The 25,315-nt window shown below is 59.3% G+C and carries 21 protein-coding genes and 4 tRNA genes; 12 read left to right on the top strand and 13 right to left on the bottom strand.

Annotation, left to right across the window (positions count from 1 at the left end; genetic code table 11):
- The first annotated feature begins 24 nt into the window (after positions 1–24).
- From CAF76_RS09315 to CAF76_RS09290, 6 genes are all read left to right on the top strand, one after another.
- Positions 25–1,089 carry an ABC transporter substrate-binding protein gene (locus CAF76_RS09315; protein ID WP_064594574.1) on the top strand — a complete coding sequence of 355 codons (1,065 nt, stop codon included), beginning with the start codon at positions 25–27 and terminating at the stop codon, positions 1,087–1,089.
- Positions 1,090–1,270: 181 nt separating this feature from the next.
- On the top strand, positions 1,271–2,077 hold the full coding sequence (locus CAF76_RS09310) for an alkaline phosphatase family protein (RefSeq protein WP_085649359.1): 807 nt from the start codon (positions 1,271–1,273) through the stop codon (positions 2,075–2,077).
- A gap of 5 nt (positions 2,078–2,082) precedes the next feature.
- Complete coding sequence (locus tag CAF76_RS09305; protein WP_172829520.1) at positions 2,083–2,919, top strand: ABC transporter permease subunit; 837 nt, start codon at positions 2,083–2,085, stop codon at positions 2,917–2,919.
- Positions 2,906–3,706, top strand: a complete 801-nt coding sequence (locus tag CAF76_RS09300) for an ABC transporter permease (protein WP_039769862.1) — start codon at positions 2,906–2,908, stop codon at positions 3,704–3,706. The genes CAF76_RS09305 and CAF76_RS09300 overlap by 14 nt, the downstream gene beginning before the upstream one ends.
- Complete coding sequence (locus CAF76_RS09295; RefSeq protein ID WP_085649358.1) at positions 3,703–4,692, top strand: ABC transporter ATP-binding protein; 990 nt, start codon at positions 3,703–3,705, stop codon at positions 4,690–4,692. Before CAF76_RS09300 ends, CAF76_RS09295 begins: the two co-directional genes overlap by 4 nt.
- A 34-nt stretch (positions 4,693–4,726) precedes the next feature.
- The gene (locus CAF76_RS09290; RefSeq protein ID WP_085613511.1) at positions 4,727–5,380 is read left to right on the top strand and encodes an HAD family phosphatase; all 654 of its coding nucleotides are present in this window, start codon (positions 4,727–4,729) and stop codon (positions 5,378–5,380) included.
- A 45-nt stretch (positions 5,381–5,425) separates the two neighbouring features.
- Here CAF76_RS09290 and CAF76_RS09285 read toward each other — a convergent pair whose 3' ends face one another.
- Positions 5,426–6,388, bottom strand: a complete 963-nt coding sequence (locus tag CAF76_RS09285) for a zinc-binding dehydrogenase (protein WP_085649357.1) — start codon at positions 6,386–6,388, stop codon at positions 5,426–5,428.
- A 181-nt stretch (positions 6,389–6,569) separates the two neighbouring features.
- On the opposite strand from CAF76_RS09285, the gene CAF76_RS09280 reads away from it, so the two are divergent.
- The gene (locus CAF76_RS09280; RefSeq protein WP_166742345.1) at positions 6,570–8,654 is read left to right on the top strand and encodes a carboxy terminal-processing peptidase; all 2,085 of its coding nucleotides are present in this window, start codon (positions 6,570–6,572) and stop codon (positions 8,652–8,654) included.
- A 134-nt stretch (positions 8,655–8,788) separates the two neighbouring features.
- Positions 8,789–10,579 carry a bifunctional diguanylate cyclase/phosphodiesterase gene (locus CAF76_RS09275; protein WP_064594563.1) on the top strand — a complete coding sequence of 597 codons (1,791 nt, stop codon included), beginning with the start codon at positions 8,789–8,791 and terminating at the stop codon, positions 10,577–10,579.
- Between the two features lie 16 nt (positions 10,580–10,595).
- Here the strand turns inward: CAF76_RS09275 and CAF76_RS09270 are convergent, their stop codons facing one another.
- From CAF76_RS09270 to CAF76_RS09235, 8 genes are all read right to left on the bottom strand, one after another.
- Positions 10,596–11,012 carry a hypothetical protein gene (locus CAF76_RS09270; RefSeq protein WP_178076169.1) on the bottom strand — a complete coding sequence of 139 codons (417 nt, stop codon included), beginning with the start codon at positions 11,010–11,012 and terminating at the stop codon, positions 10,596–10,598.
- Positions 11,013–11,160: 148 nt separating this feature from the next.
- Positions 11,161–11,526: a hypothetical protein gene (locus CAF76_RS09265; protein WP_074687587.1), complete on the bottom strand. Its 366-nt coding sequence runs from the start codon at positions 11,524–11,526 to the stop codon at positions 11,161–11,163.
- Between the two features lie 6 nt (positions 11,527–11,532).
- Positions 11,533–16,299 (bottom strand): RHS repeat-associated core domain-containing protein, encoded by a 4,767-nt coding sequence (locus CAF76_RS09260; protein ID WP_085695471.1) that lies wholly within the window; start codon positions 16,297–16,299, stop codon positions 11,533–11,535.
- A gap of 226 nt (positions 16,300–16,525) precedes the next feature.
- On the bottom strand, positions 16,526–16,933 hold the full coding sequence (locus CAF76_RS09255) for an SEL1-like repeat protein (protein ID WP_039769853.1): 408 nt from the start codon (positions 16,931–16,933) through the stop codon (positions 16,526–16,528).
- Positions 16,934–17,305: a hypothetical protein gene (locus CAF76_RS09250; protein ID WP_003223109.1), complete on the bottom strand. Its 372-nt coding sequence runs from the start codon at positions 17,303–17,305 to the stop codon at positions 16,934–16,936.
- Complete coding sequence (locus CAF76_RS09245; protein ID WP_007950435.1) at positions 17,302–17,643, bottom strand: helix-turn-helix transcriptional regulator; 342 nt, start codon at positions 17,641–17,643, stop codon at positions 17,302–17,304. The genes CAF76_RS09250 and CAF76_RS09245 overlap by 4 nt, the downstream gene beginning before the upstream one ends.
- Positions 17,644–17,757: 114 nt before the next feature.
- On the bottom strand, positions 17,758–18,213 hold the full coding sequence (locus tag CAF76_RS09240; RefSeq protein WP_007950434.1) for a YkvA family protein: 456 nt from the start codon (positions 18,211–18,213) through the stop codon (positions 17,758–17,760).
- Positions 18,214–18,510: 297 nt separating this feature from the next.
- Complete coding sequence (locus CAF76_RS09235; RefSeq protein WP_085648469.1) at positions 18,511–19,233, bottom strand: FKBP-type peptidyl-prolyl cis-trans isomerase; 723 nt, start codon at positions 19,231–19,233, stop codon at positions 18,511–18,513.
- Between the two features lie 270 nt (positions 19,234–19,503).
- Between CAF76_RS09235 and CAF76_RS09230 the strand changes: the two genes are divergently transcribed.
- A complete protein-coding gene (locus CAF76_RS09230) occupies positions 19,504–21,312 on the top strand; it encodes a di-heme-cytochrome C peroxidase (RefSeq protein WP_085648637.1) in 1,809 nt (602 codons plus the stop codon).
- A 26-nt stretch (positions 21,313–21,338) separates the two neighbouring features.
- The gene (locus tag CAF76_RS09225) at positions 21,339–22,475 is read left to right on the top strand and encodes a catalase family protein (RefSeq protein WP_178076171.1); all 1,137 of its coding nucleotides are present in this window, start codon (positions 21,339–21,341) and stop codon (positions 22,473–22,475) included.
- A gap of 144 nt (positions 22,476–22,619) precedes the next feature.
- Here CAF76_RS09225 and CAF76_RS09220 read toward each other — a convergent pair.
- The 4 genes from CAF76_RS09220 to CAF76_RS09205 form a co-directional block, all read right to left on the bottom strand.
- Positions 22,620–22,696 (bottom strand) — tRNA-Asp (locus CAF76_RS09220).
- Between the two features lie 19 nt (positions 22,697–22,715).
- Positions 22,716–22,791 (bottom strand) — tRNA-Val (locus CAF76_RS09215).
- A gap of 190 nt (positions 22,792–22,981) precedes the next feature.
- Positions 22,982–23,058, bottom strand: a tRNA-Asp gene (locus CAF76_RS09210).
- A gap of 19 nt (positions 23,059–23,077) precedes the next feature.
- Positions 23,078–23,153, bottom strand: a tRNA-Val gene (locus CAF76_RS09205).
- Positions 23,154–23,312: 159 nt separating this feature from the next.
- Here CAF76_RS09205 and rdgC point away from each other — a divergent pair.
- Positions 23,313–24,233, top strand: coding sequence for a recombination-associated protein RdgC (rdgC, locus tag CAF76_RS09200; RefSeq protein ID WP_007950430.1), 921 nt, complete (start codon positions 23,313–23,315; stop codon positions 24,231–24,233).
- Between the two features lie 74 nt (positions 24,234–24,307).
- Positions 24,308–25,273, top strand: a complete 966-nt coding sequence (locus CAF76_RS09195; RefSeq protein WP_085611471.1) for a bile acid:sodium symporter family protein — start codon at positions 24,308–24,310, stop codon at positions 25,271–25,273.
- The last annotated feature ends 42 nt before the right edge of the window (positions 25,274–25,315 follow it).

Below are 25,315 nucleotides of genomic sequence, written 5' to 3'. Positions count from 1 at the left end.
TGAACACGACCAAGGAGCTTTGGAATGAAACAGTTTTTCCTGGCATCACTGTTAGGCTCGACCATTGCCATGTGCACCGCCGCCATGGCGGCTGACGATCTGAAAACCCTCGAAGCCGCTGCGAAAGCGGAAGGCGCCGTCAACAGTGTTGGCATGCCCGATGACTGGGCCAACTGGAAAGGCACCTGGGAAGACCTGGCCAAGAAATACGGCCTGAAACACATCGACACCGACATGAGCTCGGCCCAGGAAATCGCCAAGTTCGCCGCTGAAAAAGACAACGCCACCGCCGACATCGGCGATGTCGGCGCGGCTTTCGGCCCGATCGCGGTCAAGCAGGGCGTGGTGCAACCGTACAAGCCGAGTACTTGGGACCAGGTGCCGGACTGGGCCAAGGACAAGGACGGCAACTGGGCGCTGGCCTACACCGGCACCATCGCCTTCATCGTCAACAAGAAGCTGCTGCACGGCTCCGAAGTACCGACCAAATGGGCTGACCTCAAGGGCGGCAAATACAAGGTTTCCATCGGTGACGTGAGCACTGCCGCACAAGCTGCCAACGGCGTACTCGCCGCCGCACTGGCCAACGGCGGCGACGAGAAAAACATCCAGCCTGCCCTGCTGCTGTTCGCGGACATCGCCAAGCAGGGGCGCCTGTCGATGGCCAACCCGACCATCGCCACCATGGAAAAAGGCGAGATCGAAGTCGGCGTGGTCTGGGACTTCAACGGCTTGAGCTACAAGGCCAAGATGGCCAACCCGGATGACTACGTGGTGCTGATCCCGTCCGACGGTTCGGTGATTTCCGGCTACACCACCATCATCAACAAATACGCGAAAAACCCGAACGCCGCCAAGCTGACCCGCGAATACATCTTCAGCGACGCCGGCCAGACCAACCTCGCCCGTGGCAACGCCCGCCCGATCCGCGCCGAGCACCTGCAACTGCCGGAAGACGTGAAGGCCAAGCTGCTGCCGAACGAGCAGTACAAAAAGGTCACGCCGATCAAGGACGCCGATGCCTGGGAAAAAACCTCCAAGGCCCTGCCGCAGAAATGGAACGAAGAAGTCATCGTCGAGATGAAGTAAGGCAGCAGCTCACCTCTGTGTGATTTGTTGGAGATCCAATTGTGGGAGCGAGCCTGCTCGCGAATGCGCCGTCTCAATCAACATCATCGTTGAGTGAACAACCGCCTTCGCGAGCAGGCTCGCTCCCACAGGGGATTGAGTTGATTTCGAGATATTTGAATTTCGCGGAGTTTTTGCCCCTATGAAGCACACCGTCATCCTTGTCGTGCTCGACGGCCTCAACTATGAGGTCGCGCGTCACGCCATGGGGCATCTGCAGGCTTACGTTGGCGCAGGACGCGCCGCGCTCTACCAGTTGGAGTGCGAGCTGCCGGCCCTGTCCCGACCACTTTACGAATGCATCCTCACGGGCGTGCCACCGATCGACAGCGGCATCGTCCATAACAACGTCTCGCGCCTGTCCAACCAGCGCAGCATCTATCACTACGCCCGCGATGCCGGCCTGAAAACCGCTGCCGCGGCGTACCACTGGGTCAGCGAGCTCTACAACCGCTCGCCATTCGTGGCGGCACGGGATCGGCATACTGATGACCCGACGCTACCGATCCAGCACGGCCACTTCTACTGGAACGATCACTACCCGGATTCGCACCTGTTCGCCGACGCGGAAAACCTGCGCCTGCGCCATGCACCGGACTTTCTGCTGATCCACCCGATGAACATCGACGACGCCGGGCACAAGCACGGCCTCGACACCCCGCAATACCGCAACAGCGCACGCAGCGCCGATATCATCCTCGCCGACTACCTGCAAGGCTGGCTCGACGCCGGTTGCCAGGTGCTGGTGACCGCCGACCATGGCATGAACAACGACCGCTCGCACAACGGCCTGCTGCCGGAAGAGCGCCAGGTACCGCTGTTCGTGATCGGTGATGCGTTCAGCCTGAACAGTGACGCTGCACCGAAGCAGACCGACATCTGCGGCACCGTGTGCGAACTGCTCGGCGTGCCCCACGACAAACCTGTGTGCCGGGAGTTGCTCAAGTGAACTCAATGACTCGCGGCAAATGGCTGGCCGCCCTGTGCCTGGTGCCTTTCGCGCTGTTCTTTATCGTGTTCGAAATCGCCCCGCTGATCTGGGTGATGATCAACAGCCTGCAATCGGAAGAGTTCGGCTGGGGCTTCGCCAACTTCAGCAAGATCTTCAATTCGAAGTTCTATTTGCAGGCGATCCGGTACAGCCTCGAAATCAGTTTCTGGTCGAGTGTGTTCGGGATCATCATCGCGGTGCTGGGTGCGTATTCTCTGCGCCGGGTCGACTCGAAACTGCGCAACTTCGTCAACGCCTTCGCCAACATGACCAGCAACTTTGCCGGCGTGCCCCTGGCCTTCGCGTTCATCATCCTGCTCGGCTTCAACGGCAGCATCACCATCATGTTGAAGCAGGCCGGGATCATCGAGGACTTCAACCTGTATTCGAAAACCGGGCTGATCATCCTCTACACCTACTTCCAGATTCCCCTCGGCGTCTTGCTGCTGTACCCGGCATTCGACGCACTGCGTGAAGACTGGCGCGAATCCGCCGCACTGCTCGGCGCCGACAGCTGGCAGTTCTGGCGCCACATCGGCCTGCCGGTACTGACCCCGGCCCTGCTCGGCACCTTCGTGATTCTGTTGGCCAACGCCCTCGGCGCCTACGCCACGGTTTACGCGCTGACCACCGGCAATTTCAACGTGCTGCCGATCCGGATCGCGGCGATGGTCTCCGGCGACATTTCCCTCGATCCGAACCTGGCCAGTGCCCTGGCCGTGGTGCTGGTGGCGCTGATGACCCTGGTGACCGTCGTGCATCAACTGCTGCTGAAGAGGAGCTACCATGTCTCGCGCTGAATCCGGACCGGCCGGCGTCTACCACCGCGTCGTGGTCTATCTGTTGTTCGCCATCCTGCTGCTGCCGCTGGTGGGCACGCTGATCTATTCGATCGCCAGCAGTTGGTCGGCCACCATCCTGCCCAGCGGTTTCACCTTCAAGTGGTACCTCCAGCTGTGGAGCGATCCGCGTTTTCTGCACGCCTTCGGCCAGTCGTTGCTGGTGTGCGTCGGCGCGCTGTTCCTGTCGGTGGTGCTGATCCTGCCGCTGCTGTTCGTGGTGCATTACCACTTCCCGAAACTCGATGCGCTGATGAACATCCTGATCCTGCTGCCCTTTGCGGTGCCGCCGGTGGTGTCGTCGGTGGGGCTGTTGCAGCTCTACGGTTCCGGGCCGTTCGCGATGGTCGGCACGCCGTGGATCCTGATCGGTTGCTACTTCACCGTGGCGCTGCCGTTCATGTACCGGGCGATCACCAACAACCTGCAAGCGATCAACCTGCGCGACCTGATGGACGCCGCCCAACTGCTCGGCGCCAGCACTTTTCAGGCAGCCTTCCTGGTAGTGCTGCCGAACCTGCGCAAAGGCCTGATGGTCGCGTTGCTGCTGTCGTTCTCGTTCCTGTTCGGTGAGTTCGTGTTCGCCAACATCCTGGTCGGCACTCGCTACGAAACCCTGCAGGTTTATCTGAACAACATGCGCAACAGCAGCGGCCACTTCACCAGTGCGCTGGTGATCTCCTACTTCTTTTTCGTGCTGGTCCTGACCTGGGTCGCCAACATCTTGAACAAGGACAAAAGCGAATGAGCTATGTCAGCGTCCAACACCTGCAAAAAAACTACGCCGGCACCACAGTGTTCAGCGACATCAACTGCGAAATCCAGAAGGGTGAATTCGTCACCCTGCTCGGCCCGTCCGGTTGCGGCAAGTCCACCCTGCTGCGTTGCATCGCCGGCCTGACGCCGGTGGATGGCGGCCAGATTCTGCTCGATGGTGTCGACATCGTGCCGCTTACCCCGCAGAAACGCGGGATCGGCATGGTGTTCCAGAGCTACGCGCTGTTCCCCAACATGACCGTCGAACAGAACGTCGCCTTCGGCTTGCGCATGCAAAAGGTCAACACCGACGACAGCCACAAGCGGGTTGCCGAGGTGTTGAAACTGGTTGAACTCAACGATTTCGCCAGTCGCTATCCGCATCAGTTGTCCGGCGGTCAATGCCAGCGTGTCGCCCTCGCCCGCTCACTGGTGACCCGTCCGCGTCTGTTGCTGCTGGATGAACCGCTGTCGGCCCTCGATGCGCGGATTCGCAAACACCTGCGCGAACAGATCCGTCAGATCCAGCGCGAACTCGGCCTGACCACGATTTTCGTCACACACGATCAGGAAGAGGCCCTGACCATGTCTGACCGGATTTTCCTGATGAATCAGGGAAAGATCGTACAAAGCGGCGATGCCGAAACCCTCTACACCGCGCCGGTCGACGTGTTCGCCGCCGGCTTCATCGGCAACTACAACCTGCTGGATGCCGAGAGCGCGTCAAAGCTGTTGCAACGGCCGATCAGCCACCGCATCGCGATTCGCCCGGAGGCCATCGAGCTGAGCCTCAACGGCGAACCCGATGCGCAAATCCGCAGCCACAGCCTGCTGGGCAACGTTATTCGCTATCGCGTCGAAGCTCGGGGCGTGGAACTGGTGGTGGATGTGCTCAACCGCTCGGCGGCGGATCTGCATCCCGACGGTCAGCGCCTGTCACTTTCCATCGATCCCACCGCCCTGTGTAAGGTAGCCTGATGACTTTGCTGACACCCAAGAGGGAACTGAACTGATGGCCCTGGCAATTTTTGATCTGGACGACACCCTGATCCACGGCGACTGCGCCACCCTCTGGTGCGAGCAGATGGGGCGCCTGGGCTGGGTCGATCCCGAGTCGTTCATGCGCAGGAACAACGAGCTGATGGACGCCTACAGCCATGGCAAGTTGCGCATGGAAGACTACATGGACTTCAGCCTTGAACCGATGATCGGACGTACCCCTGAGGAAGTCGAGCATCTGGTCGGGCCGTGGGTTGAAGACTTCATCGAGCCGATCATCTTCAGCGACGCCACCAAGACCATCGCCGCTCACCGCAAGGCCGGCGACCGGATCCTGGTGATCTCGGCCTCGGGCACGCACCTGGTCAAACCCATCGCCGAGCGGCTGGGCATCGACGAGGTCCTGGCAATCGAGCTGGAAGTGGCGCACGGCGTCTACAGCGGCCACACCGTGGGCACCCTGACCTATCGCGAAGGCAAGATCACCCGTTTGCTGGAATGGCTGGACGCCGAAGAGGAAAACCTTGAGGGCGCGAGTTTCTATTCCGACTCACGCAATGATCTGCCGCTGCTGTTGAAGGTGGATTACCCGCATGTGGTCAATCCGGATCCGGTACTGCTTGCAGAGGCCGAGAAGTCGGGCTGGCCGATCCACCTCTGGAAATAGGCGATTGGCTTGTGGGAGCAGACCTGCTCCCACAAGCATCGATGATCAGCTCAGGCTTTCGTCGATCACCAGCACCAGCTTCCCTGCTACGGTGTTGCTCGCAAGCTCCGCAAACGCAGCCTCGGCATCCTTGATCGGGAACGCCTTGGCCAGTTGCGGCTTCAGGCGTCCTTCGGAAAACAGTGGCCACACGTGCTGGCTCAGATCGCTGAACAGATCCGCCTTGAACTGATCGTCACGGCTGCGCAGGGTCGAACCCAGCAGTTGCACGCGCTTGGCCAGCACCTGGGCCAGATCCAGTTTTGCCTCGCGGCCGCCCATCAGACCGATCAGCACCCAGCGTCCGTCCTGCGCCATCAGCTTGAGGTTCAAAGCCGAATAGTTGCCGCCCACCGGATCCAGGATCACATCGAACGGCCCGAAATCCCGCAGGCTTTCCAGGTCGTCGGTGCGCACCACCCCGCCCTGGGCACCCAACGACTCGCAATAGACCAGCCGCTCAGCCGAACCGACGCTGACCCAGCACGGATTGCCGAAAGCCTTGCACAGTTGAATCGCGGCTGAGCCGATACCACTGGCTCCGGCGTGCAGAAGAACTTTCTCACCCGGTTTGAGCGCCGCAAGTTGAAACACATTCAGCCAGACGGTCGCGTACACCTCGGGCAAGCCAGCGGCCTCGATCAGCGATACACCTTCCGGAACCGGCAGCACATGCCGTCCGTCGACGACCACTTCTTCGGCCATCCCGCCCCCGGCCAGCAAGGCGCAGACCCGGTCACCGACCTGCCAGGGCGATCCTGCACCGACCTCGCTGATCACCCCGGAACACTCAAGACCCAGCACCTGGCTGGCACCCGGAGGGGGTGGATAAAGTCCTGCTTTCTGTAATAAATCCGCGCGATTGAGGCCCGCTGCCGCCACCCGAATGCGAACTTGTCCTACATCGCATGTAGGACTTGGTTCATCAACCCATGCCACTTGACCTTCAACGCCTTGCAATGCCTTCACAGTGCCTCCATAGTGAGTCTGGACTGAGCCCGAAGCTGTAGCGCCGGGCTTTTTGCATTATGCGACCGGCCCTGGGGTCTGAACGAACGCTGAACAGCAGTTATCGTACAGAGCGTAGCGGTACCGGCGACTTCAAAGACGGCCTAATATGCGTTATCAATTGTCCCCGCGTCGAATCAGCATGAAGCATCTGCTCCCCAGCACCGCCCTCGCTCTTTTCATCGGTATCGGTCTGTTGCCGGTGTCGGGCACCACATTCGCAGCCAACAGCTGGGACAAGTTACAGCCTGATCGCGACGAAGTGATCGCCAGTCTGAACGTCGTCGAGTTGCTCAAGCGTCATCACTACAGCAAGCCGCCGCTCGACGATGCGCGCTCGGTGATCATCTACGACAGCTACATCAAGCTGCTCGACCCGTCGCGCAGCTATTTCATGGCCAGCGACATTGCCGAATTCGACAAGTGGAAGACCCAATTCGACGACTTCCTCAAGAGCGGCGACCTCAACGCCGGGTTCACCATCTACAAGCGCTACCTGGACCGCGTGAAAGCGCGTCTGGACTTCGCCCTTGCCGAGCTGAACAAAGGCGTCGACAAGATGGACTTCACCACCAGGGAAACCTTGCTGATCGATCGCAAGGATGCTCCGTGGCTCAAGTCCACCGCCGAACTCGATGACCTGTGGCGCAAACGCGTCAAGGACGAAGTGCTGCGGCAGAAGATCGCCGGCAAAGAGCCGAAGCAGATCCAGGAAACCCTGACCAAGCGCTACAAGAATCAACTGGCGCGTCTGGACCAGACCCGCGCCGAAGACATCTTCCAGGCGTACATCAACACCTTCGCCATGTCTTATGATCCGCACACCAACTATCTGTCGCCGGATAACGCGGAGAACTTCGACATCAACATGAGCCTGTCCCTCGAGGGCATCGGCGCCGTGTTGCAGAGCGACAACGACCAGGTGAAAGTCGTGCGCCTGGTGCCGGCAGGCCCGGCCGACAAGACCAAGCAGGTTGCTCCGGCCGACAAGATCATCGGCGTTGCCCAGGGCAACAAAGAGATGGTTGACGTGGTCGGCTGGCGTCTGGACGAAGTGGTCAAGCTGATCCGTGGCCCGAAAGGCACCGTGGTGCGTCTGGAAGTCATCCCGGCCAGCAATGCGCCGAACGATCAGACCAGCAAGATCGTGCCGATCACCCGCGAAGCGGTGAAGCTCGAAGACCAGGCCGTGAAGAAGTCCGTGCTGAACCTGAAACAGGACGGCAAGGACTACAAGCTCGGCGTGATCGAGATTCCGGCGTTCTACCTCGACTTCAAGGCCTTCCGTGCCGGCGATCCGGACTACAAGAGCACCACTCGCGACGTCAAGAAGCTGCTGACCGAACTGCAGAAAGAGAAAGTCGACGGCGTGGTCATCGACCTGCGCAACAACGGCGGCGGTTCCCTGCAGGAAGCCACCGAGCTGACCAGCCTGTTCATCGACAAGGGCCCTACCGTGCTCGTGCGTAACGCCGATGGCCGGGTCGATGTACTTGAAGATGAAAACCCGGGCGCCTTCTACAAAGGCCCGATGGCGCTGCTGGTCAACCGCCTGTCCGCCTCGGCTTCGGAGATTTTCGCCGGCGCCATGCAGGACTACCACCGTGCGCTGATCATCGGTGGCCAGACCTTCGGTAAAGGCACCGTGCAGACCATCCAGCCGCTGAACCACGGCGAACTGAAACTGACCCTGGCCAAGTTCTACCGGGTTTCCGGCCAGAGCACCCAGCATCAGGGCGTACTGCCGGACATCGATTACCCGTCGATCATCGACACCAAGGAAATCGGCGAAAGCGCCCTGCCGGAAGCCATGCCGTGGGACACCATCCGCGCAGCGATCAAACCGGCGAGTGATCCGTTCAAGCCGTACCTGGCCCAGCTGAAATCCGAGCATGACAGCCGTTCTGCCAAGGATGCGGAGTTCGTGTTCATCCGCGACAAGCTGGCCCTGGCGCAGAAGCTGCTGGAAGAAAAAACCGTCAGCCTCAATGAAGCCGAACGCCGTGCCCAGCACGCCGACATCGACGCCAAGCAACTGGCGATGGAGAACATCCGTCGCAAGGCCAAAGGCGAAGAACCGCTCAAAGAGCTGAAGAAAGAAGACGACGACGCGCTGGCCGCCGCCGAGCCGGACAAGGTCAAACCGGAAGACGACGCCTACCTGAGCGAGACCGGGCGAGTGCTGCTGGATTACCTGAAGCTGAGCAACCAGGTCGCAAAGAAGTAAGGTGATGGCAATTTAATGCTGACGATCCCCGGATCGTCATCAAACAGTCATCATTCTGTCGTGCAATAAAGGACTGGGAGCTGTTCTCTTCATCGAGAACGCTCCCAGTCCTTTTTTTATCGCCAGAGATTGCCATGACCACGACCGAACAGCTGAGTGCCTTGAGCTCGATCCTGACTCAAAGCGGATTACACAGCCTGTTCCAGCCGATCATTTGCCTCTCCGAACGGCGCATTCTCGGCTACGAAGCCCTGACCCGCGGCCCGTCCAACAGCCCACTGCACTCCCCCATCGCCCTGTTCGCCGTGGCCCGTCAGGCCGGGCGCTTGAGCGAACTGGAAATCGCTTGTCGCCAAAGTGCATGCCGGCGCTTCAACGAACAACAACTGCCGGGCAAGCTGTTTCTCAACGTCTCTCCCGAATCCCTGCTCGAAGCCGCGCACCAGCCGGGGCGCACGCTGCAGCTGCTGCAGGATTTCGGTATTCCGCCGAGCCAGGTGGTGATCGAACTCACCGAACAGACGCCGATCGATGATTTCCAGTTGCTGCAAACAGCACTGCATCACTATCGGGCGATGGGGTTTTCGATTGCCCTCGACGATCTTGGGGCCGGTTATTCAAGCCTGCGTCTGTGGTCGGAGCTGCGGCCGGATTACGTGAAGATCGACCGGCACTTCATCGACGGCATTCATCAGGATGCGTTGAAACGCGAGTTCGTCGGATCAATCCTGCAAATCGCCAAGGCTTCCCGGGCGCAGGTGATTGCCGAAGGTATCGAGTTGCCAGAGGAACTGGCGGTACTGACCGAAATGGGTGTGGATCTGGTACAGGGCTACCTGCTCGGCCGTCCTCAGGAACACCCGTCGCGCGATGCCCGGGCCTTGATGCCCAAGCACGACAGCAGCGCCGTGGCGCTGAACGATGAAGGCAGCGATCTCAGCGCCCTGCTCAACGATCAACCCGCCGTGAATCGCGACACACCGACCGCCACCGTACTGGAGGCTTTCCGCCGCCAGGCCAACCTCAACTCGCTGGCGGTGCTCGATGAACAGGGCCAACCGTGCGGCATCGTTCATCGTCACTCGTTGTCCGATGCGCTGCTCAAACCCTTTGCCACCGACCTGTTCGCCCGCAAACCGATCAGCCGCCTGATGAACGACGACTTCCTCGCCGTGGAAATGAGCCAGTCGCTGCAACAGGTCAGCCGCCTGATCACCAGCCGCGCCCGCCAACGCATCGAAGAGGATTTCATCATCACCCTAAACGGCAGCTACCTGGGCCTGGGCCGGGTGATTGACGTGCTCAAACTGATCACCGAACTGAAAATCCAGCAGGCCCGCTATGCCAATCCGCTGACCTTGCTGCCGGGGAATGTGCCGATTCAGCAATGTTTGACGAGGTTGCTGCAGCAGGGGCGCGAGTCGGTCATTTGCTATGTCGACATCGACAGTTTCAAACCCTTTAACGATATCTACGGGTATGGACGTGGGGATGAGGTGCTGCTGTGTCTGGCGCAATGCCTCAACGAACGCGTCGACCCGTCTCGCGACTTTGTCGGGCATATTGGAGGGGACGATTTTCTGTTGGTGCTCGGCCCGGAGGATTGGCGCAAACGACTTAACCAGTTGCTGGATGATTTCCAGAGCCAATGCCGACGGTTTTATCGTCCCGAACACCTTGAGGCTGGGTGTTTTGTTGCGCCGAATCGCCAAGGGATTCGTCAGGAGTTTCCGTTGCTGTCATTGTCCATTGGCGTGGTGCATTTGCATCCTGAAGCGTGTGCACAACTGGATGCGAGTCAGTTGGCAGAGATGGCTTCGCAGGCGAAGCATCATGCGAAGAATGTTCCGGGGTATAGCGTGCATGTTATCGACAGCATACGTGCACTACCTTTTAACGAAGCGCTCGTTTCAGGTCATCGCTGATGTAAAGGCTCGATAACTACCATGTGGACCGATCCTCACCAGCGGCATTCGCAAGATCCTCACCCCAAATTTCCTTCGCAAGCCTGTAGATATCTTGGAAGAAGCCGCGTGGATCCTCTAGAGAGTACCATTCCCCTCGTGGCCAACTTGCTGCTTCGTATTCATCGATCTCGAATAGTTCTTGAAAGTCATAATTTTGTTCCAAGAGCAGCAATTCCAAATTTTCAACTAGTACTAGCTTATGCCTATAGGAAAGGTATGGCAGATTAAGACAATACTTCCTGACAAGAAGCTCTCTATCAGCAGAATCATTAGGACTGTAAACCTCGAGTTCGGCACCTCGAGTTTCCTCCCGATCATAAACGTCGAAAACGCCTATAAACCACATCAAATCCGGTTCAAACTCTTCATTCAAATATGGATCTTTCAACATCACTTCACCACGATTGGAAACGTGGCGAACTAACTTTGGTTAAATAAATTAGCTCCCAAAATTTTCACCATCATTATAAAAACCAAATAAAACAACCATTCTACCAAAAACCCAAAACATATAAAAACCTCAAGCCTAGAATGTAATTCTAGAAATTTTTAACTTTACCTATCTCAGCCTGATATAAGGAAAGACATTCTAGCAACACGCGCATAAAGCCACGCCCATCGACTATCTCGTCAGAAAATAAAAAACTCCTCTTTTCCAAAACCTCAACAAATGTTTCTCCCCTTTCCAAATAATAGGAAATCGTATCAATTATCCAACACCTATCCGATTCAGAGTACCCAACAAATTCCGGTTTCAGAACAGCATCAAAAACCCTAATCAAATCAGAAGAGTCATTTACATCAGCCAGACATATTAGTTCTTCAACGGCCCCTTCATGAGGATAGTCAATGTCAAAAACAAATAGAAAGCCAGGCAAAATTGAAAGTTTTGGATTAGGTTTCATTTGATATCAATCCACATAAGCTGTTATAGCCTCACCATGACTATCGAGTATAACAACAGTTCTTGTTGGCTCTATATATTCCACTTGTTTCCCCCTATACCCCTCCCCTACCTTTCTTCCCATTTCCACTGGGAGCGATGAGAGCGATAGACTCCCAGTCCGTCGGAAAATTAATTTAGCACGATTAATTGCATTCAATTGATCCCTATGACTCATAAATTTAGTTGCAGCTCGCGGAATGCTTGGCTCCATAAGCTTAGTTTTTTTATTTAATTTCATCTCAACTTTACCCGTAGTAGGGTTTTTAGCATATAGCAGACGTTCTTGCTGCGAAGCAAGAGTGGTTTGGGCGCCATGTTTTTGTAAAAAGTGAGATTTTTTGTTAGCGCTCTCCATTTGTTTCAACTCTTTTAATGCAATATTTTCTGCTAACTCATCAATTCTCGCCCGCCGCTCCTGCGCCGTCATCTTCGGTAGCGCTGGCTCCCCCTCATCAACAACCGAACCACTCACCCCATCTGGAACGGGACATCCCGGCTTGTTCGGCGGCGGACAATTGGACGTCAACCCCAACGGATCCACCCACCCCGTCGGATTCGGCACGTACCGGTACTGATTCAGCCCACCCGCCAGCTTCACCGGATCCGGCGTCAGGTACCGTCCCATGTCCGGGTCGTAATACCGGTGCCGGTTGTAATGCAGCCCGCTTTCGTCATCGAAATATTGCCCCTGAAAGCGCAGCGGCTGGTTCAGGTAGTCCTCGGTTGCCAGCTCCAGCGAGGTGACCTTGCCGTAGGCGCTGTATTTGGCTGACCAGACGATCTCGCCGCTGTAGTCGGTCAACTCCTGCGGGGTGCCGAGGTGGTCGAGCTGGTAGTAGAACGGGCAGGCGCGTTTCGGGCCTTTGCCGTCGAGCATCGCCAGCGGGCGGAAGGTGCCGGGTTCGTAGATGAAGCTGCGGTGCTGGTCCTTGCTGCTTTCGGCGATCAGGTGGTCGCCTTGCCAGAAGAATTCGGTGCTCTGGCCGTCGACGGTCTTGCGGATGCGCCGGCCGAAGGCGTCGTACTGGTAGCTGGCGCTGGTGCCGTCGGGGCGGGTCAGGCCGATCAGGCGGTGCTGGCTGTCGTAGCGGTATTCGGTGATCAGTATCTGCGCGCGGCCGCGGCGTTCGCGGATCAGGTTGCCGAAGGCGTCGTAGTCGTAATGACGGTCGCCCTGCATCAGCAGGCGATTGCCCTTGATCTGTGCCGGCCCCGGACGGTCCTGCATCAGCAGGTTGCCGGCCGGGTCGTGGGCGAAGTTTTCCGGCAGGTCGTCGCGGGTGTGGCGCACGCTGGCCAGACGGTCGAGCGCGTCGTAGTAATAGCTACGTTGACCGTGACGACTGTCGGCGATAGACGCCAGGTTGCCATTAACCGCGTAACTGTAGTGGCGCAGGTACAGCGCGCGGTCATGTTGATGAACAGAATGAACCCGCAACCGGCCCTGTTCGTCGTAGGCATATTCGCTGAGCAGCAGGCCTTGTTGACGTTGCTGTTCGCGGCCGTTCTGGTAGACGTGGCGGGTCAGCAAGGCGCCGTTGAGGTCGATCGCGGTCAGCGCGCCGCCCTTGGCGTAGTGGTAGTCGAGCTTGCTGTTGTCCGGCAGACGCATGCGAGTGAGCTGGCCGCAGGCGTCGTAGGTGTAACGCAAGGTGCCCCAGCCCTGATGCTCGCGCACCAGCCGGTCCTGCAGGTCGTATTCGAAGGCCAGCGGGTGATCCTGGCCGTCATCCACGCCGACCAAACGGCCTAAACGGTCATAGCGATAGCTGACCTCGACCCCGTCCGGCAGGGTCTTGAGCAGCAATCGCCCGGCGCTGTCGCGCTGGTAAGTGGTGACCAGCGTCGAGCCGTCGTCGCCGAACTCGGTCTTTTCCAGCAGGTGGCCGTTGCGGTCGTAGGCATACGCCGTACGCCGGCCATCGAAGCCGGTTTCCTGTCGGATCAGTCCGGTGGGCGTGTAGTCCAGCCGATATTTTTCGCCGGACTCGTTCTCGATTTCCGTGAGCAGCAGCTGCGCATGGTCGTAGCGGTACTGCAGCCGCGTGCCGTCGGGGTTGATCCGCCGGCTGACCAAATGCAGGTCGTCGTCATATTCGTAGCGGGTGATGCGCCCCAGCTCATCGCGTTCGGCGGTGATCTGGCCGTAGGCGCTGTAGGACCAGGCGCGGGTGGCGCCATTCGGCGAGGTGGTCTGGATCAGCCGGCCAACGGCGTCCCACGCGTGACGGGTGACCGCGCCATGTTCGTCCTGAACCGTCGTCCGCCGCCCCAAGGCATCGTAGGAAAACTTGCGAACCCCACCGTCCGGCAAGCTCTCCTCGACCAACTGGCCCAGGTCGTTCCAGACGAACACATGGCGGCCACTGTCCGGATAACGGATCGACAGCAACCGCCCCTGCGCGTCGTAGTGGTAATGGGTGACGTGGTCATCCGGGTCGACCGCTTCGGTGATATCGCCCTGGGCATTGCGCCGGTACGTCCACACCGCATCGCCACGCGAACGGCTGTGCAGGAAACCGTTGCGGTACTCGTAGGTCGTCGGCGCATCGTCCGGCGGAATCAGCGCGATCAGCCGCCCGGCGTCGTCATAGCGGTATTCGGTGACCGCGCCCAGCGCATCCTGCTCGGCGACCAATCGGCCCTGCGCGTCGTAGGCCTTGAGCTGTTCGCCACCATCGGCGGCGACCTGACGCACCAGCCGCGCCGTATCGTCGTGGACGTAGGTTTCTTCAGTGCCGTCGACGTACTGCACCGTGACACTGCCGGCGTCATCCCAGACGTAACGCGTATCCATCTGCGAAAACGACGCCCAGTGCCGCACGCAACGCGCTGCCTTGCCGGCACGCTCCCACTCCCAGAAGAAACTCGCGCCGCCCGCCAGTTGCCGTTGCAGGATGACGTGCTGGTCGTCGTAGTCGTAACGCTCGCACTCGCCGACCGCGTTCGACGCCTCGATCAATCGATGGCGGGCATCAAAGCGGTAGCTGGCCAGCGTTTGCTCGGTGCGCCAGACCGCATCGCGCCAAACCTGATAATCGACCGCAACCAGATGCGCTCGCTCATAGCGCAGCAACAAGGAACGGCCAGCCCCGTTGTCCAGGCGCTGAATCCGGTCGGAAAGATCCCGATGCACGGTCAGACGATTGCCATACGCATCGCTGACAGCCGTCAGACGCCCAACCCGAAAGTGATAAAACCGCGCCGCGTCCCCCGCCAGCGCAACAATCAACTCTTCCGGGTCATCCCCGAGAAAGATCGCCGCCCGCGACAAGCTGTTGTGAATGGCTGGCCGCTCGACATTCGGCAGCGGAAACCGCGTCCGCCGGTTCTCGTGATCCACCCAGACCACCGAAGCGCCATCGACCTCCAGCCGATGCGCCAGCGAATGACTCCAGCCAAACCCCAGCCCGACGTCGATCTCGGCCGCACTGCTGCGGTACAACCGACTGAACTCGAACGGCAACAGCCCATCGAGCACACCATCGGTCAGCGTCAGCAGCTCTTCGCCAGTGACCATCGACACCGGACAGCCATTGGTGCAGGTCAGCGGCGCACAATCGGCGCTGTCACCGTTGGGGTTCTTCGCCTGATCTGGCGTGTCGTCGTGGTGCTCGTCTTTTTTCAGGGAAGCATTACGCCGGGCATCCCAGCGCAATTGCATGCGGCCCTTTTTCACCCCGGCGGCGATGCCTCGTGCGGCGACGGTTTTGTACTGGTTCACGTAGCCGATGAAGGTGCTGACGATGCCGAACATCGCCTTCACCAGGCGCGTCACCGCCGACAGCAACTGAGCGCCACGCTCCGCCAGACGCAAGGTCAGATACGCAATCCCCGCCCCGGCACCGACAAAGGTCAGCACAACGCCGATCAACACATCGATCAGCAGTTGCACCACCACCATCGAGACGGCCTCGGCGGTTTTTCCGGCAATTTCATTAGGTGGCAGCATCTCCAGCCAGAGGCTGGCGGTACGCAGCAACAGGCACAGCGCCGCCTCGTCACTGACGAGCAGTTGGAGCTGCTCCATCTTTTCGGGCATCGACACCGCGAACTCGGCCAACGCTGTCGCGCTGTCTCCCAGACGACCACCAAACTCGAGCGGATTCTTGAGGATCTCCGACAGCAACCCGATGCTGTCCCACACTCCCTCGATCGCCGCCCAGCTCCCGGCCAGCATGCCGTTCCCGGCTGCTGTGACCACCGACTGCGACCATTGCGGCTTGAAGCCCTGCCATTCGCTGCGCAGCCAGCCATCCAGCTGCCGAGTCAGGCCATCGTAGGATTCGAAAAGCGCATCAACCTGCTGCTCGCTGGCCTCGCCGTGCACCACCACCCGGTAGAACTTGCCCGCCTCACCGGTGAACTCCCCTTTGCCCTGAGCATCAAGGGTGACGGACTTGACTGCGCCGCCCTCCACCGCCACCACATCGACAACGATGCCGCCCAACGGAATGTCGTAGGCCGACTCGAACTTGCTCTCGATCTCCATCGGCCCGGATTCCGGGCATTGCACGATCGCAGAAGAGAAGCGGTTGTCGTCAATCGCGACTGCCGTACTGTGTTCGCCGAATCGGATGACCCGCTCCATCCCCATCAGCGACGGCAGATCGGCCGCATGACTGACGCCGTCTGCCGAGCGACTGAGCCAGTGCTTCAGCTGTTCGCGATAGAGATCGAGAGTGCGGGGAAAGCTGTCGAGTTCTTGCTCGATGCGGGTGACGGCATCCATCAGCGCATTCCCATGCGCATGGCGAAACGAAAAACCGGGTCGAACATATGCGTTCCCTCGCGCAAAAATCAGGCGAGGGACTTTGCGGGGGATCAATCAGAAAAGAAGTCAGGCGAGTAGGCAGAGGATGTAGGAGAAGTCTGTAACTGATTTTTTATCGAATTGCAGACGCAAAAACGGGGCGGGAGGTTTCCCTCACGCCCCGTTCACGGAACAGGTGATTTGCTTATTGAGAAGCGTCTCGACCAGCCAGCTCTTTCAACTTGAGCTCGGCCAACGGATGCCCGGCCCTGGCGGCCATGGTCCACCAGCGAGCGGCTTCCGAAGGATCTGGCGCTTTGCTCGGCGTACCTGCAAGACTGATGACACCGACCTGATACGCCGCTTTGCCATCCCCGGCCAGCGCTGCCAGTCGCAACAACCGCACACCTTCTTCACGCGCGCCCAGGCCAACCCCGCGAAACGTCAGGATGTGCCCGTAAAAACTTTGCGCGCCGACATCGCCCAGGTTGGCCATGCGCGCAAACTGCCCTTCGAGCCAGCGCCAGCCGCGGGGCTGACGAACAAACCACGACCAGTGAAACAGCCTACGGGCCAGCCAGTAACTTGCCCGCGCCTTGAGTCGTAAAAACACTCAGGCCTCCGCCGATTCCGGGTACTCGTACTCAAACACCCGTACCACTTCCGAGGCATGCCAGGAGGCGGCGGCAACACCGTCGGACGGCCCGGAAAAACGCCCCAGGCGCTCGACACACTCAAAGAAACCGGTGCGTGGCAGGCGACTGGCACCCTGGCTGATCACCAGCGAACTGCGCAACGGTTGTTCGGCTTTCGCGTCCAGTGCGGCGAGATGCTCCAGTGCAGCAGTCAATGTCTGCATGGCCGGCGTGGGCAGTTGCAGACGTTCAAGCAAGGCTCGATAAGTCAAAAGATGGCGCTGCCTGCGCGCCTGATCCAGCTCCCCCAGCAATCCGTCCCAATGTTGACGACTGATGCGTACGCTCACGATTGTTCCCTCCACCCTGGCACCGTCAACTCCCAGGCCAGGCTGCGGCGAATCGCGGCGTCGGGCAGACGCTCGCCACTTTCAATCATGGCCAGGTAAGACGGGCTGATGCCTACCGTGCGGGCCAGCGCCTCGATGGCGATGCCCTTCCCTTCGCGCAAACTGCGTAACTGATCCAGACCTGGAAGAATCGGGTCCGGGGTTGCCGCAAGCGGCGCTGGAGCCGGTTGCGACGGTGCTTCGTTGATGCCTGCTGCTTTCAGTAGAGCCTGATACTGAGCCCATGGCAGAACCGCATATTCGGGTTCGCCATCGCGTGCAATTATCTGAATATCCATGACTACCCCGTAGGACAACAACACTTAGCGAGTCGGCACTTTTCCCTAGAAGTGTAATCCTAACAGCGGCCAAGGTCGTGGGGGGTATCTATCTGTATAAGAGGCTGTCGCGATTCAGGACTTTTTCGGCCCCTGAAGCTGAAGTTGCTCGGGCGTATCGGGCAGACGCTCGACCACTCTGAGCTTTTCCGGCGCCTGGCGCTGACGCCACAGGCGGAAGGCGTTCAGTTCATCGTCGAGGGTTTTCATTAGCCAGGCGAGAACGGCGATGTCATCGAGCATGCCGAACATGGGAATGAAATCCGGGATCGCATCCACCGGGCTGAGGAAGTACATCAGACCGGCCACCACCGAAACGATCGCCTTGGCGCTGATCGCGCGGTATTCGCCGCGCCAGTACGCCAGGCACAGCGCCTGCAACAGACGCAAATCGTCCTTCAGCTTGCCGAGGCGATTGCCTTGGGCGGCGCCTTTGCTGGCCACGGCGAACAACAAGGTCGGCAAGCGGCCTCGCGCCAGCAAACGTCCGGCCAAAGGCAGGAATCGGGCGAAATTCCACGGCGCTTTCATTTATTTCTCCCGTTGAAATGTTATCCACACAAATTGTGGATAACCTTGTGAACAGAGCTGCATTTCAGCGCTGAGAGCCCCGTTTCATAAGGGCTGCGCTCAGATCGGGCGTTTTTTACACACATAAAAAAACCCAATATTTCATTGACTTGGCGGCTCCGGGCGTCTAGCGCGGGCAACCTTAAAGTCTAGGACTGCCATGACCGGCATCGGTTCGGTCTGTTTACGCCGACCATCGTCCAGATGCAACAACGCCCCGCATAAGCGAGGCGTTGTTGTTGAAACCGGTGCCGATGCTTATTGCTTGGCGGCAGCGGCGTCTTCTTTGGCTGGATCCTTGATACCCAACAGTTCCAGGTCGAAGACCAGAACCGAGTTGGCCGGGATTGCCGGGCTTGGCGATTGTGCGCCGTAAGCCAGATCGCTAGGGATGTACAGCTTGTACTTCTCGCCAACGTGCATCAGTTGCAGGCCTTCGACCCAACCCGGGATCACACCGCTGACCGGCAGATCGATCGGGCTGCCGCGCTCGACGGAGCTGTCGAATACGGTGCCGTTGGTCAGCTTGCCGGTGTAGTGAACGGTCACGACATCGGTAGGCTTAGGCTGTGGGCCGTCGGCTTTCTTGACCACTTCGTACTGCAAGCCGGAAGCGGTGGTGGTCACGCCGGCTTTCTTGCCGTTTTCTTCGAGGAATTTCTTGCCGGCGGCTGCCGACTCTTCGCTCATCTTGGCCATGCGCTCTTCGGCACGCTTTTGCAGCGCGGCGAAAGCTTCGACCAGTTCTTCATCTTTCAGCTTCTGTTCTTTCTTGCCAACGGCATCTTCGATGCCCTGGGCTACCGCTTTGGAGTCCAGTTCATCCATGCCTTCCTGAGCAAGGCTCTTGCCCATGTTCAGGCCGATACCGTAGGAAGCTTTTTGCGCCGGGGTTTTCAGCTCTACGCTGGTCTGCGAATCACAACCCGCGAGTACCAGGCTAACCAGGGCAACCGCCGCCGCCAACCGATGCTGTTTCATGCTATTTCCTTGTTCATGCGCCGAAAGGGCAATCGAGTAAAGCCGCGAGCTTATCAGGCCGCCACGACCAATGGCTACCGGCATGAGAGCAGGAATCTTCCGATAAGTTCAGGGATTAAAACGCATTTGGCCAACGCCGTGATGAAGCTTCTGTCATCTGGCTCTGACGACAATTGATGTCACCTCCCACAACACTTGGCGTAATGGCCACTTGCCGCACACCACCCGCCTCAGGCATAACAGCGCAACAAATCGACAAGGATGTTCATCTTGCGCCTCTTATACCGTGTGCTGACGCTGATCGTGGTGCTGCTGGGACTGGTTCTGGCGGTGGTTCTTTACTATGTCGCCAATCCGAGATTGCCCTTCTCGACGCCCGCGAAACAGGTGCATTACCTGGATCAGTGGACTGAGCAAGAGCGCCAGACCTACTACTTCACCCCACAGGGAACGCAGGTCAAAGGCTTGCGTTACGAATGGTTTCAGGCGCTGGAGCTGCCGTTCTCGCAGCAACGCTTCGCCTCCCCGGAATACCTCGCGCGCTTCGGTTTTCTGATCGATCCGCAGCAGAAAGCCACGCCGGACAACCCGGGCAATCTGCCGGTGGGTTTCGCCAGGCATCAGAATCCCGGCAGCTCCGAGCAATATCTCGACATCACCTGCGCGGCCTGCCACACCGGCGAATTGCACTTCAATGGCCAGGCAGTGCGCATAGACGGCGGCTCGGCTCAGCATGTGTTGCCTTCCAGCGTTCCTACATTGCGCGGCGGCAGTTTCGGACAGGCATTGGTCGCCAGTCTCACCTCGACTTACTACAACCCGTGGAAATTCGAGCGCTTTGCCCGCCACGTGCTGGGCAACGACTACGACGCACGCCACGAACAACTGCGCAAAGACTTCAAACGCTCACTGAACACCTTCATCAAAGTGGCCTGGAATGACACCCATCGCGGCCTCTACCCCACCGAAGAAGGCCCCGGCCGCACCGATGCCTTCGGGCGTATCGCCAACGCGACCTTCGGCGATGCGATCTCCCCAAGCAACTATCGCGTGGCCAACGCCCCGGTGGATTACCCGCAGCTATGGGACATGTGGACCTTCGACTGGGTGCAATGGAACGGCTCGGCGCAGCAACCGATGGCGCGCAATATCGGCGAGGCGCTGGGGGTCGGCGCCACGCTGAATTTCTTCGACGCCAACGGCCAGCCGCTGCAGGGCGATGACCGCTATGCCTCCAGCGTACGTGTGCGTGATCTGCACAAGATCGAAGAAACCCTGCAAAAACTGCGACCGCCGGCATGGCCTGAAGAGGTGCTCGGCGTCATCGACAAACCCTTGGCGGCCAAGGGCCGAGCTCTGTTCGCCGAGAATTGCGCCGGGTGCCACGTACCGAGCCAGACCCAGGAAGGCGACCGCTGGGTGCAACACCTGCACATGCTACCGGTGGATGTCATCGGCACCGACCCGAATGCCGCCAACAACATTGCCAATCACCGTTTCGACCTGACTGCCCTGCAATGGGACTTGGCGGAACTCGAACAAATGGACGTGAAGTTACACCCCAAACCCAAGGAACCGCTGGACCTCAGCCAGCTTTCAGTGGCCAAGGGACTGGCTTACGTCACCGCCTTCGTGGAAAACCGCGCGTACCGCGAAGCCGGCGTCACTGCTGCCGAGAAACCCCGGCTCGACGGCTTCGGTCTGCCGATCGGCGTTCGCGAAAAAGTCGCCTACAAGGCGCGTCCGCTTGCTGGTGTATGGGCCACGGCCCCGTTCCTGCACAACGGCTCGGTGCCGAGCCTTTATCAGTTGCTGTCGCCTCAGGACGAGCGCGCCACCACCTTCTATAAAGGCACCTTCGAATACGACCCGCGCCATCTGGGCTACCGCACCGAAGCCTTCACCAACGGCTTCCTGTTCGACACCCGCATTACCGGCAACCACAACAGTGGCCACGAATTCCGTGCCGGCGAGCGCGGCAACGGCGTCATCGGCCGACTGTTGCAGCCTGAAGAACGCTGGGCGTTGCTGGAATACCTGAAAGTGCTGGGCGGCCCGCTGGAGGCGCAACTGCCATGATCTTCAATTCCTTCAAAAGACCTTCGCTGCTCGCGCGTTTCTGGCTCTGGCTGGGACGGTTACTAGGTAAAACCCTGTTGATCCTGCTGGTGATCGGACTGATCGGCTGGGCCCTGAACACCGCGTGGTTCGCCTGGCAGCACCGTGGTCCGGTGTCGGCGCTGGAACAGATTCCGGACGGCGAGGCCGCCATGACCCAGGACGTGATTCAGACCGCGGTGCGCATCGTCGATCAGCACCGCGAAAGCACCCGCTACCTGCGCGACGCCCATGCCAAGGCCCATGGCTGCGTGAAGGCCGATGTGCAGGTGTTGCCGGATTTGGCTCAGGAATTGCGCCAGGGCGTCTTCAGCGAACCGGGCAAGCTGTGGAAAGCGACGATGCGCCTGTCCAACGGCAACGCCTATCCGCAATTCGACAGCATCCGCGATGCCCGGGGCATGGCGCTCAAACTGCTCGATGTGCCGGGCAAGCAGTTGCTGGGTGACCGCCAGGGTCTGAATGAGCAGGACTTTGTGATGTTCAGTCACCCGAACTTCTTTGTCAGCGATGTCGCCGAGTACCGTCAGAATGTGGCGGCGCAGGCTGACGGCAAGAAGGTCATGGCGTTTTTTCCGGGGTGGGATCCGCGCCAGTGGCAAATTCGGCACCTGTTCATTGCGCTGGCGACTCTTTCGCCACCACCAGAGAGCCCGACACGTACGACCTACTTTTCGGTCTCGCCCTACAAGTTCGGCGAGGCCAATGCCAAGTTCCGGGTGATGCCGGATCCGGAGCGCTGCCCTACATATACCTTGCCGAAACAGAACCAGGATCTGCCGAACTTCCTGCGCACCGCGTTGAATCAACAGCTGTCGACCGACCGGATACCGGCGTGTTTCGTGTTGCAGATCCAGCGCCAGGACGCGAACAAGTACATGCCGATCGAAGACACCAGCATCGAATGGCGCGAGCAGGACAGCCCATTCCAGACAGTGGCGAGGATCACCCTGCCCCCGCAGGACTTCGACACCCCGGCGTTGAACCTGCAATGCGACAACCTGTCGTTCAATCCCTGGTTCGGCATCGACGCTCATCGCCCGATTGGCGGGATCAACCGCCTGCGCAAAGCGGTGTATGAAGCGGTCAGCGATTACCGGCACAGCCGCAACTCGGCGCAATAGCAGCGCCAGAAACGAAAAAAGCGACCGGCAAAGGTCGCTTTCTCATGTTCAGGCCCGGCAAAGCCAAATCCCGGACAGCAAAAAGCCCGCACCAGGCGGGCTTTCTGTGGTGATCTGGCGTTCAGTGTTCCAGATAACCGAATATGGCGCAGCGGACGGGACTCGAACCCGCGACCCCCGGCGTGACAGGCCGGTATTCTAACCGACTGAACTACCGCTGCGCGAAACGCTTGAAACGAATGGTGGGTGATGACGGGATCGAACCGCCGACATTCTGCTTGTAAGGCAGACGCTCTCCCAGCTGAGCTAATCACCCTTCGCTTCGTTACGGGGCGCATTATGCCACAAGTTTTCGTAAAGTGTTGATTTAATTGAATTTTTTTTCAAAAAAATCCGAAAACCGGTGAAACGATACATCCCGCATATACAACTCGAGGCAGAAAAAAACCCGCCTTGGCGGGTTTTTCCGTGGTGACCTGGCGTTCAGTGTTCCAGGTTACCGAATATGGCGCAGCGGACGGGACTCGAACCCGCGACCCCCGGCGTGACAGGCCGGTATTCTAACCGACTGAACTACCGCTGCGCTAAACACTTGAAACGAATGGTGGGTGATGACGGGATCGAACCGCCGACATTCTGCTTGTAAGGCAGACGCTCTCCCAGCTGAGCTAATCACCCTTCGCTTCGGTGTGGCGCGCATTCTACGGAGCGACCCAACCTCTGGCAAGCACTTTTTTAAATAATTTTCTCAGCCCTTCCAAAGGCTTAGAGAAGGGTTGGCCTATGACCCGGCGAAGACAATAATGCCCCCCTTTGTATAAAGGAGAGACTCACCCCATGTGGTTCAAGAACCTGCTTATCTATCGCCTGACCCAAGACCTGCCTGTCGATGCCGAGGCGCTGGAAACTGCACTGGCCACCAAACTGGCGCGTCCATGTGCAAGCCAGGAGTTGACCACCTACGGTTTCGTCGCGCCGTTCGGCAAGGGCGAAGATGCTCCACTGGTGCACGTCAGCGGTGACTTCCTGCTGATCTCCGCCCGTAAAGAAGAACGCATCCTGCCGGGCAGCGTCGTGCGTGACGCGGTCAAGGAGAAGGTCGAAGAGATCGAAGCCGAGCAGATGCGCAAGGTCTATAAGAAGGAACGCGATCAAATCAAGGATGAAATCATCCAGGCGTTCCTGCCGCGCGCGTTTATCCGCCGCTCGTCGACCTTCGCCGCCATCGCGCCGAAACAGGGCCTGATCCTGGTCAACTCGGCCAGCCCGAAACGCGCCGAAGACCTGCTCTCCACCCTGCGTGAGGTGATCGGCACCCTGCCGGTTCGTCCGCTGACAGTCAAAACCGCGCCGACCGCCGTGATGACCGAATGGGTCACCACCCAGCAAGCCGCCCCGGACTTCTTCGTCCTGGACGAGTGCGAACTGCGCGACACCCATGAAGACGGCGGCATCGTGCGTTGCAAGCGTCAGGACCTGACCAGCGAAGAAATCCAGCTGCACCTGAGCACCGGCAAGGTGGTGACTCAACTGTCGCTGGCATGGCAGGACAAACTGTCGTTCATGCTCGACGACAAGATGACCGTCAAGCGCCTGAAATTCGAAGATCTGTTGCAGGATCAGGCGGAACAGGACGGCGGCGACGAAGCCCTGGGCCAACTGGACGCCAGCTTCACCCTGATGATGCTGACGTTCGGCGACTTCCTGCCGGCGCTGGTTGAAGCGCTGGGCGGCGAAGAGACTCCGCAGGGCATCTAAGCCTCTGCGCAGTCTTTGGGTTATCTTCAAACGCCACCGCTTCGGTGGCGTTTTCACATAATAAGGAACAGGCCATGCGCGCACTGGCTGCACTGAGTCGTTTTGTTGGCAACACCTTCGCTTACTGGGTTCTGATTTTCGCGGTGATCGCGTTCTTGCAACCGGCCTGGTTCCTCGGCCTCAAAGGCGCGATCGTGCCGTTGCTCGGGCTGGTGATGTTCGGCATGGGCCTGACCCTCAAACTCGACGACTTCGCCGCCGTCGCCCGCCATCCGTGGCGTGTGGCCCTGGGCGTGGTCGCGCACTTTGTGATCATGCCGGGGATGGCCTGGTTGCTTTGCCAGATCTTTCATCTGCCGCCGGAAATCGCCGTCGGCGTGATTCTGGTCGGTTGCTGCCCGAGCGGCACCTCCTCGAACGTCATGACCTGGCTGGCCCGTGGTGACCTGGCGCTGTCGGTGGCCATCGCCGCCGTCACCACCCTCCTCGCCCCGCTGCTGACGCCCGCGCTGATCTGGCTGCTGGCCTCGGCCTGGTTGCCGGTTTCGTTCATGGAATTGTTCTGGTCGATCCTGCAAGTGGTCCTGCTGCCAATCGTCCTCGGCGTGGTCGCGCAACGTGTGCTTGGTGACAAGGTGCGCCACGCGGTGGAAGTGCTGCCGCTGGTGTCGGTGGTCAGCATCGTGATCATCGTTGCCGCCGTGGTCGCCGCCAGCCAGGCGAAAATTGCCGAATCCGGTCTGCTGATCATGGCCGTGGTGATGTTGCACAACAGCTTCGGCTATTTGCTGGGGTATTTCACCGGACGCCTGTTCGGCCTGCCGCTGCCGCAGCGCAAGTCCCTGGCGCTGGAAGTCGGCATGCAGAACTCGGGGCTGGGTGCTGCGCTGGCCAGTGCGCACTTTTCGCCACTGGCGGCGGTGCCAAGTGCATTGTTCAGTGTGTGGCACAACATTTCCGGGGCGCTGCTGTCGACCTGGTTCCGGCGGATGAGCGAAAAAGAAGACCGTGAGACGTTGGCACAACAGACGGCCGACTGATTCCGGATCGCGGTGCGGCGCACATTTTTAGGTAGTATGTGC

It is taken from the genome of Pseudomonas sp. B40(2017), assembly GCF_002112855.1.
GTDB classification, from domain to species: Bacteria; Pseudomonadota; Gammaproteobacteria; order Pseudomonadales; family Pseudomonadaceae; genus Aquipseudomonas; species Aquipseudomonas pharyngis.
The sequence above is the reverse complement of the archived record's forward strand: the minus strand, read 5'-3'. Positions and strand labels throughout refer to the sequence as shown.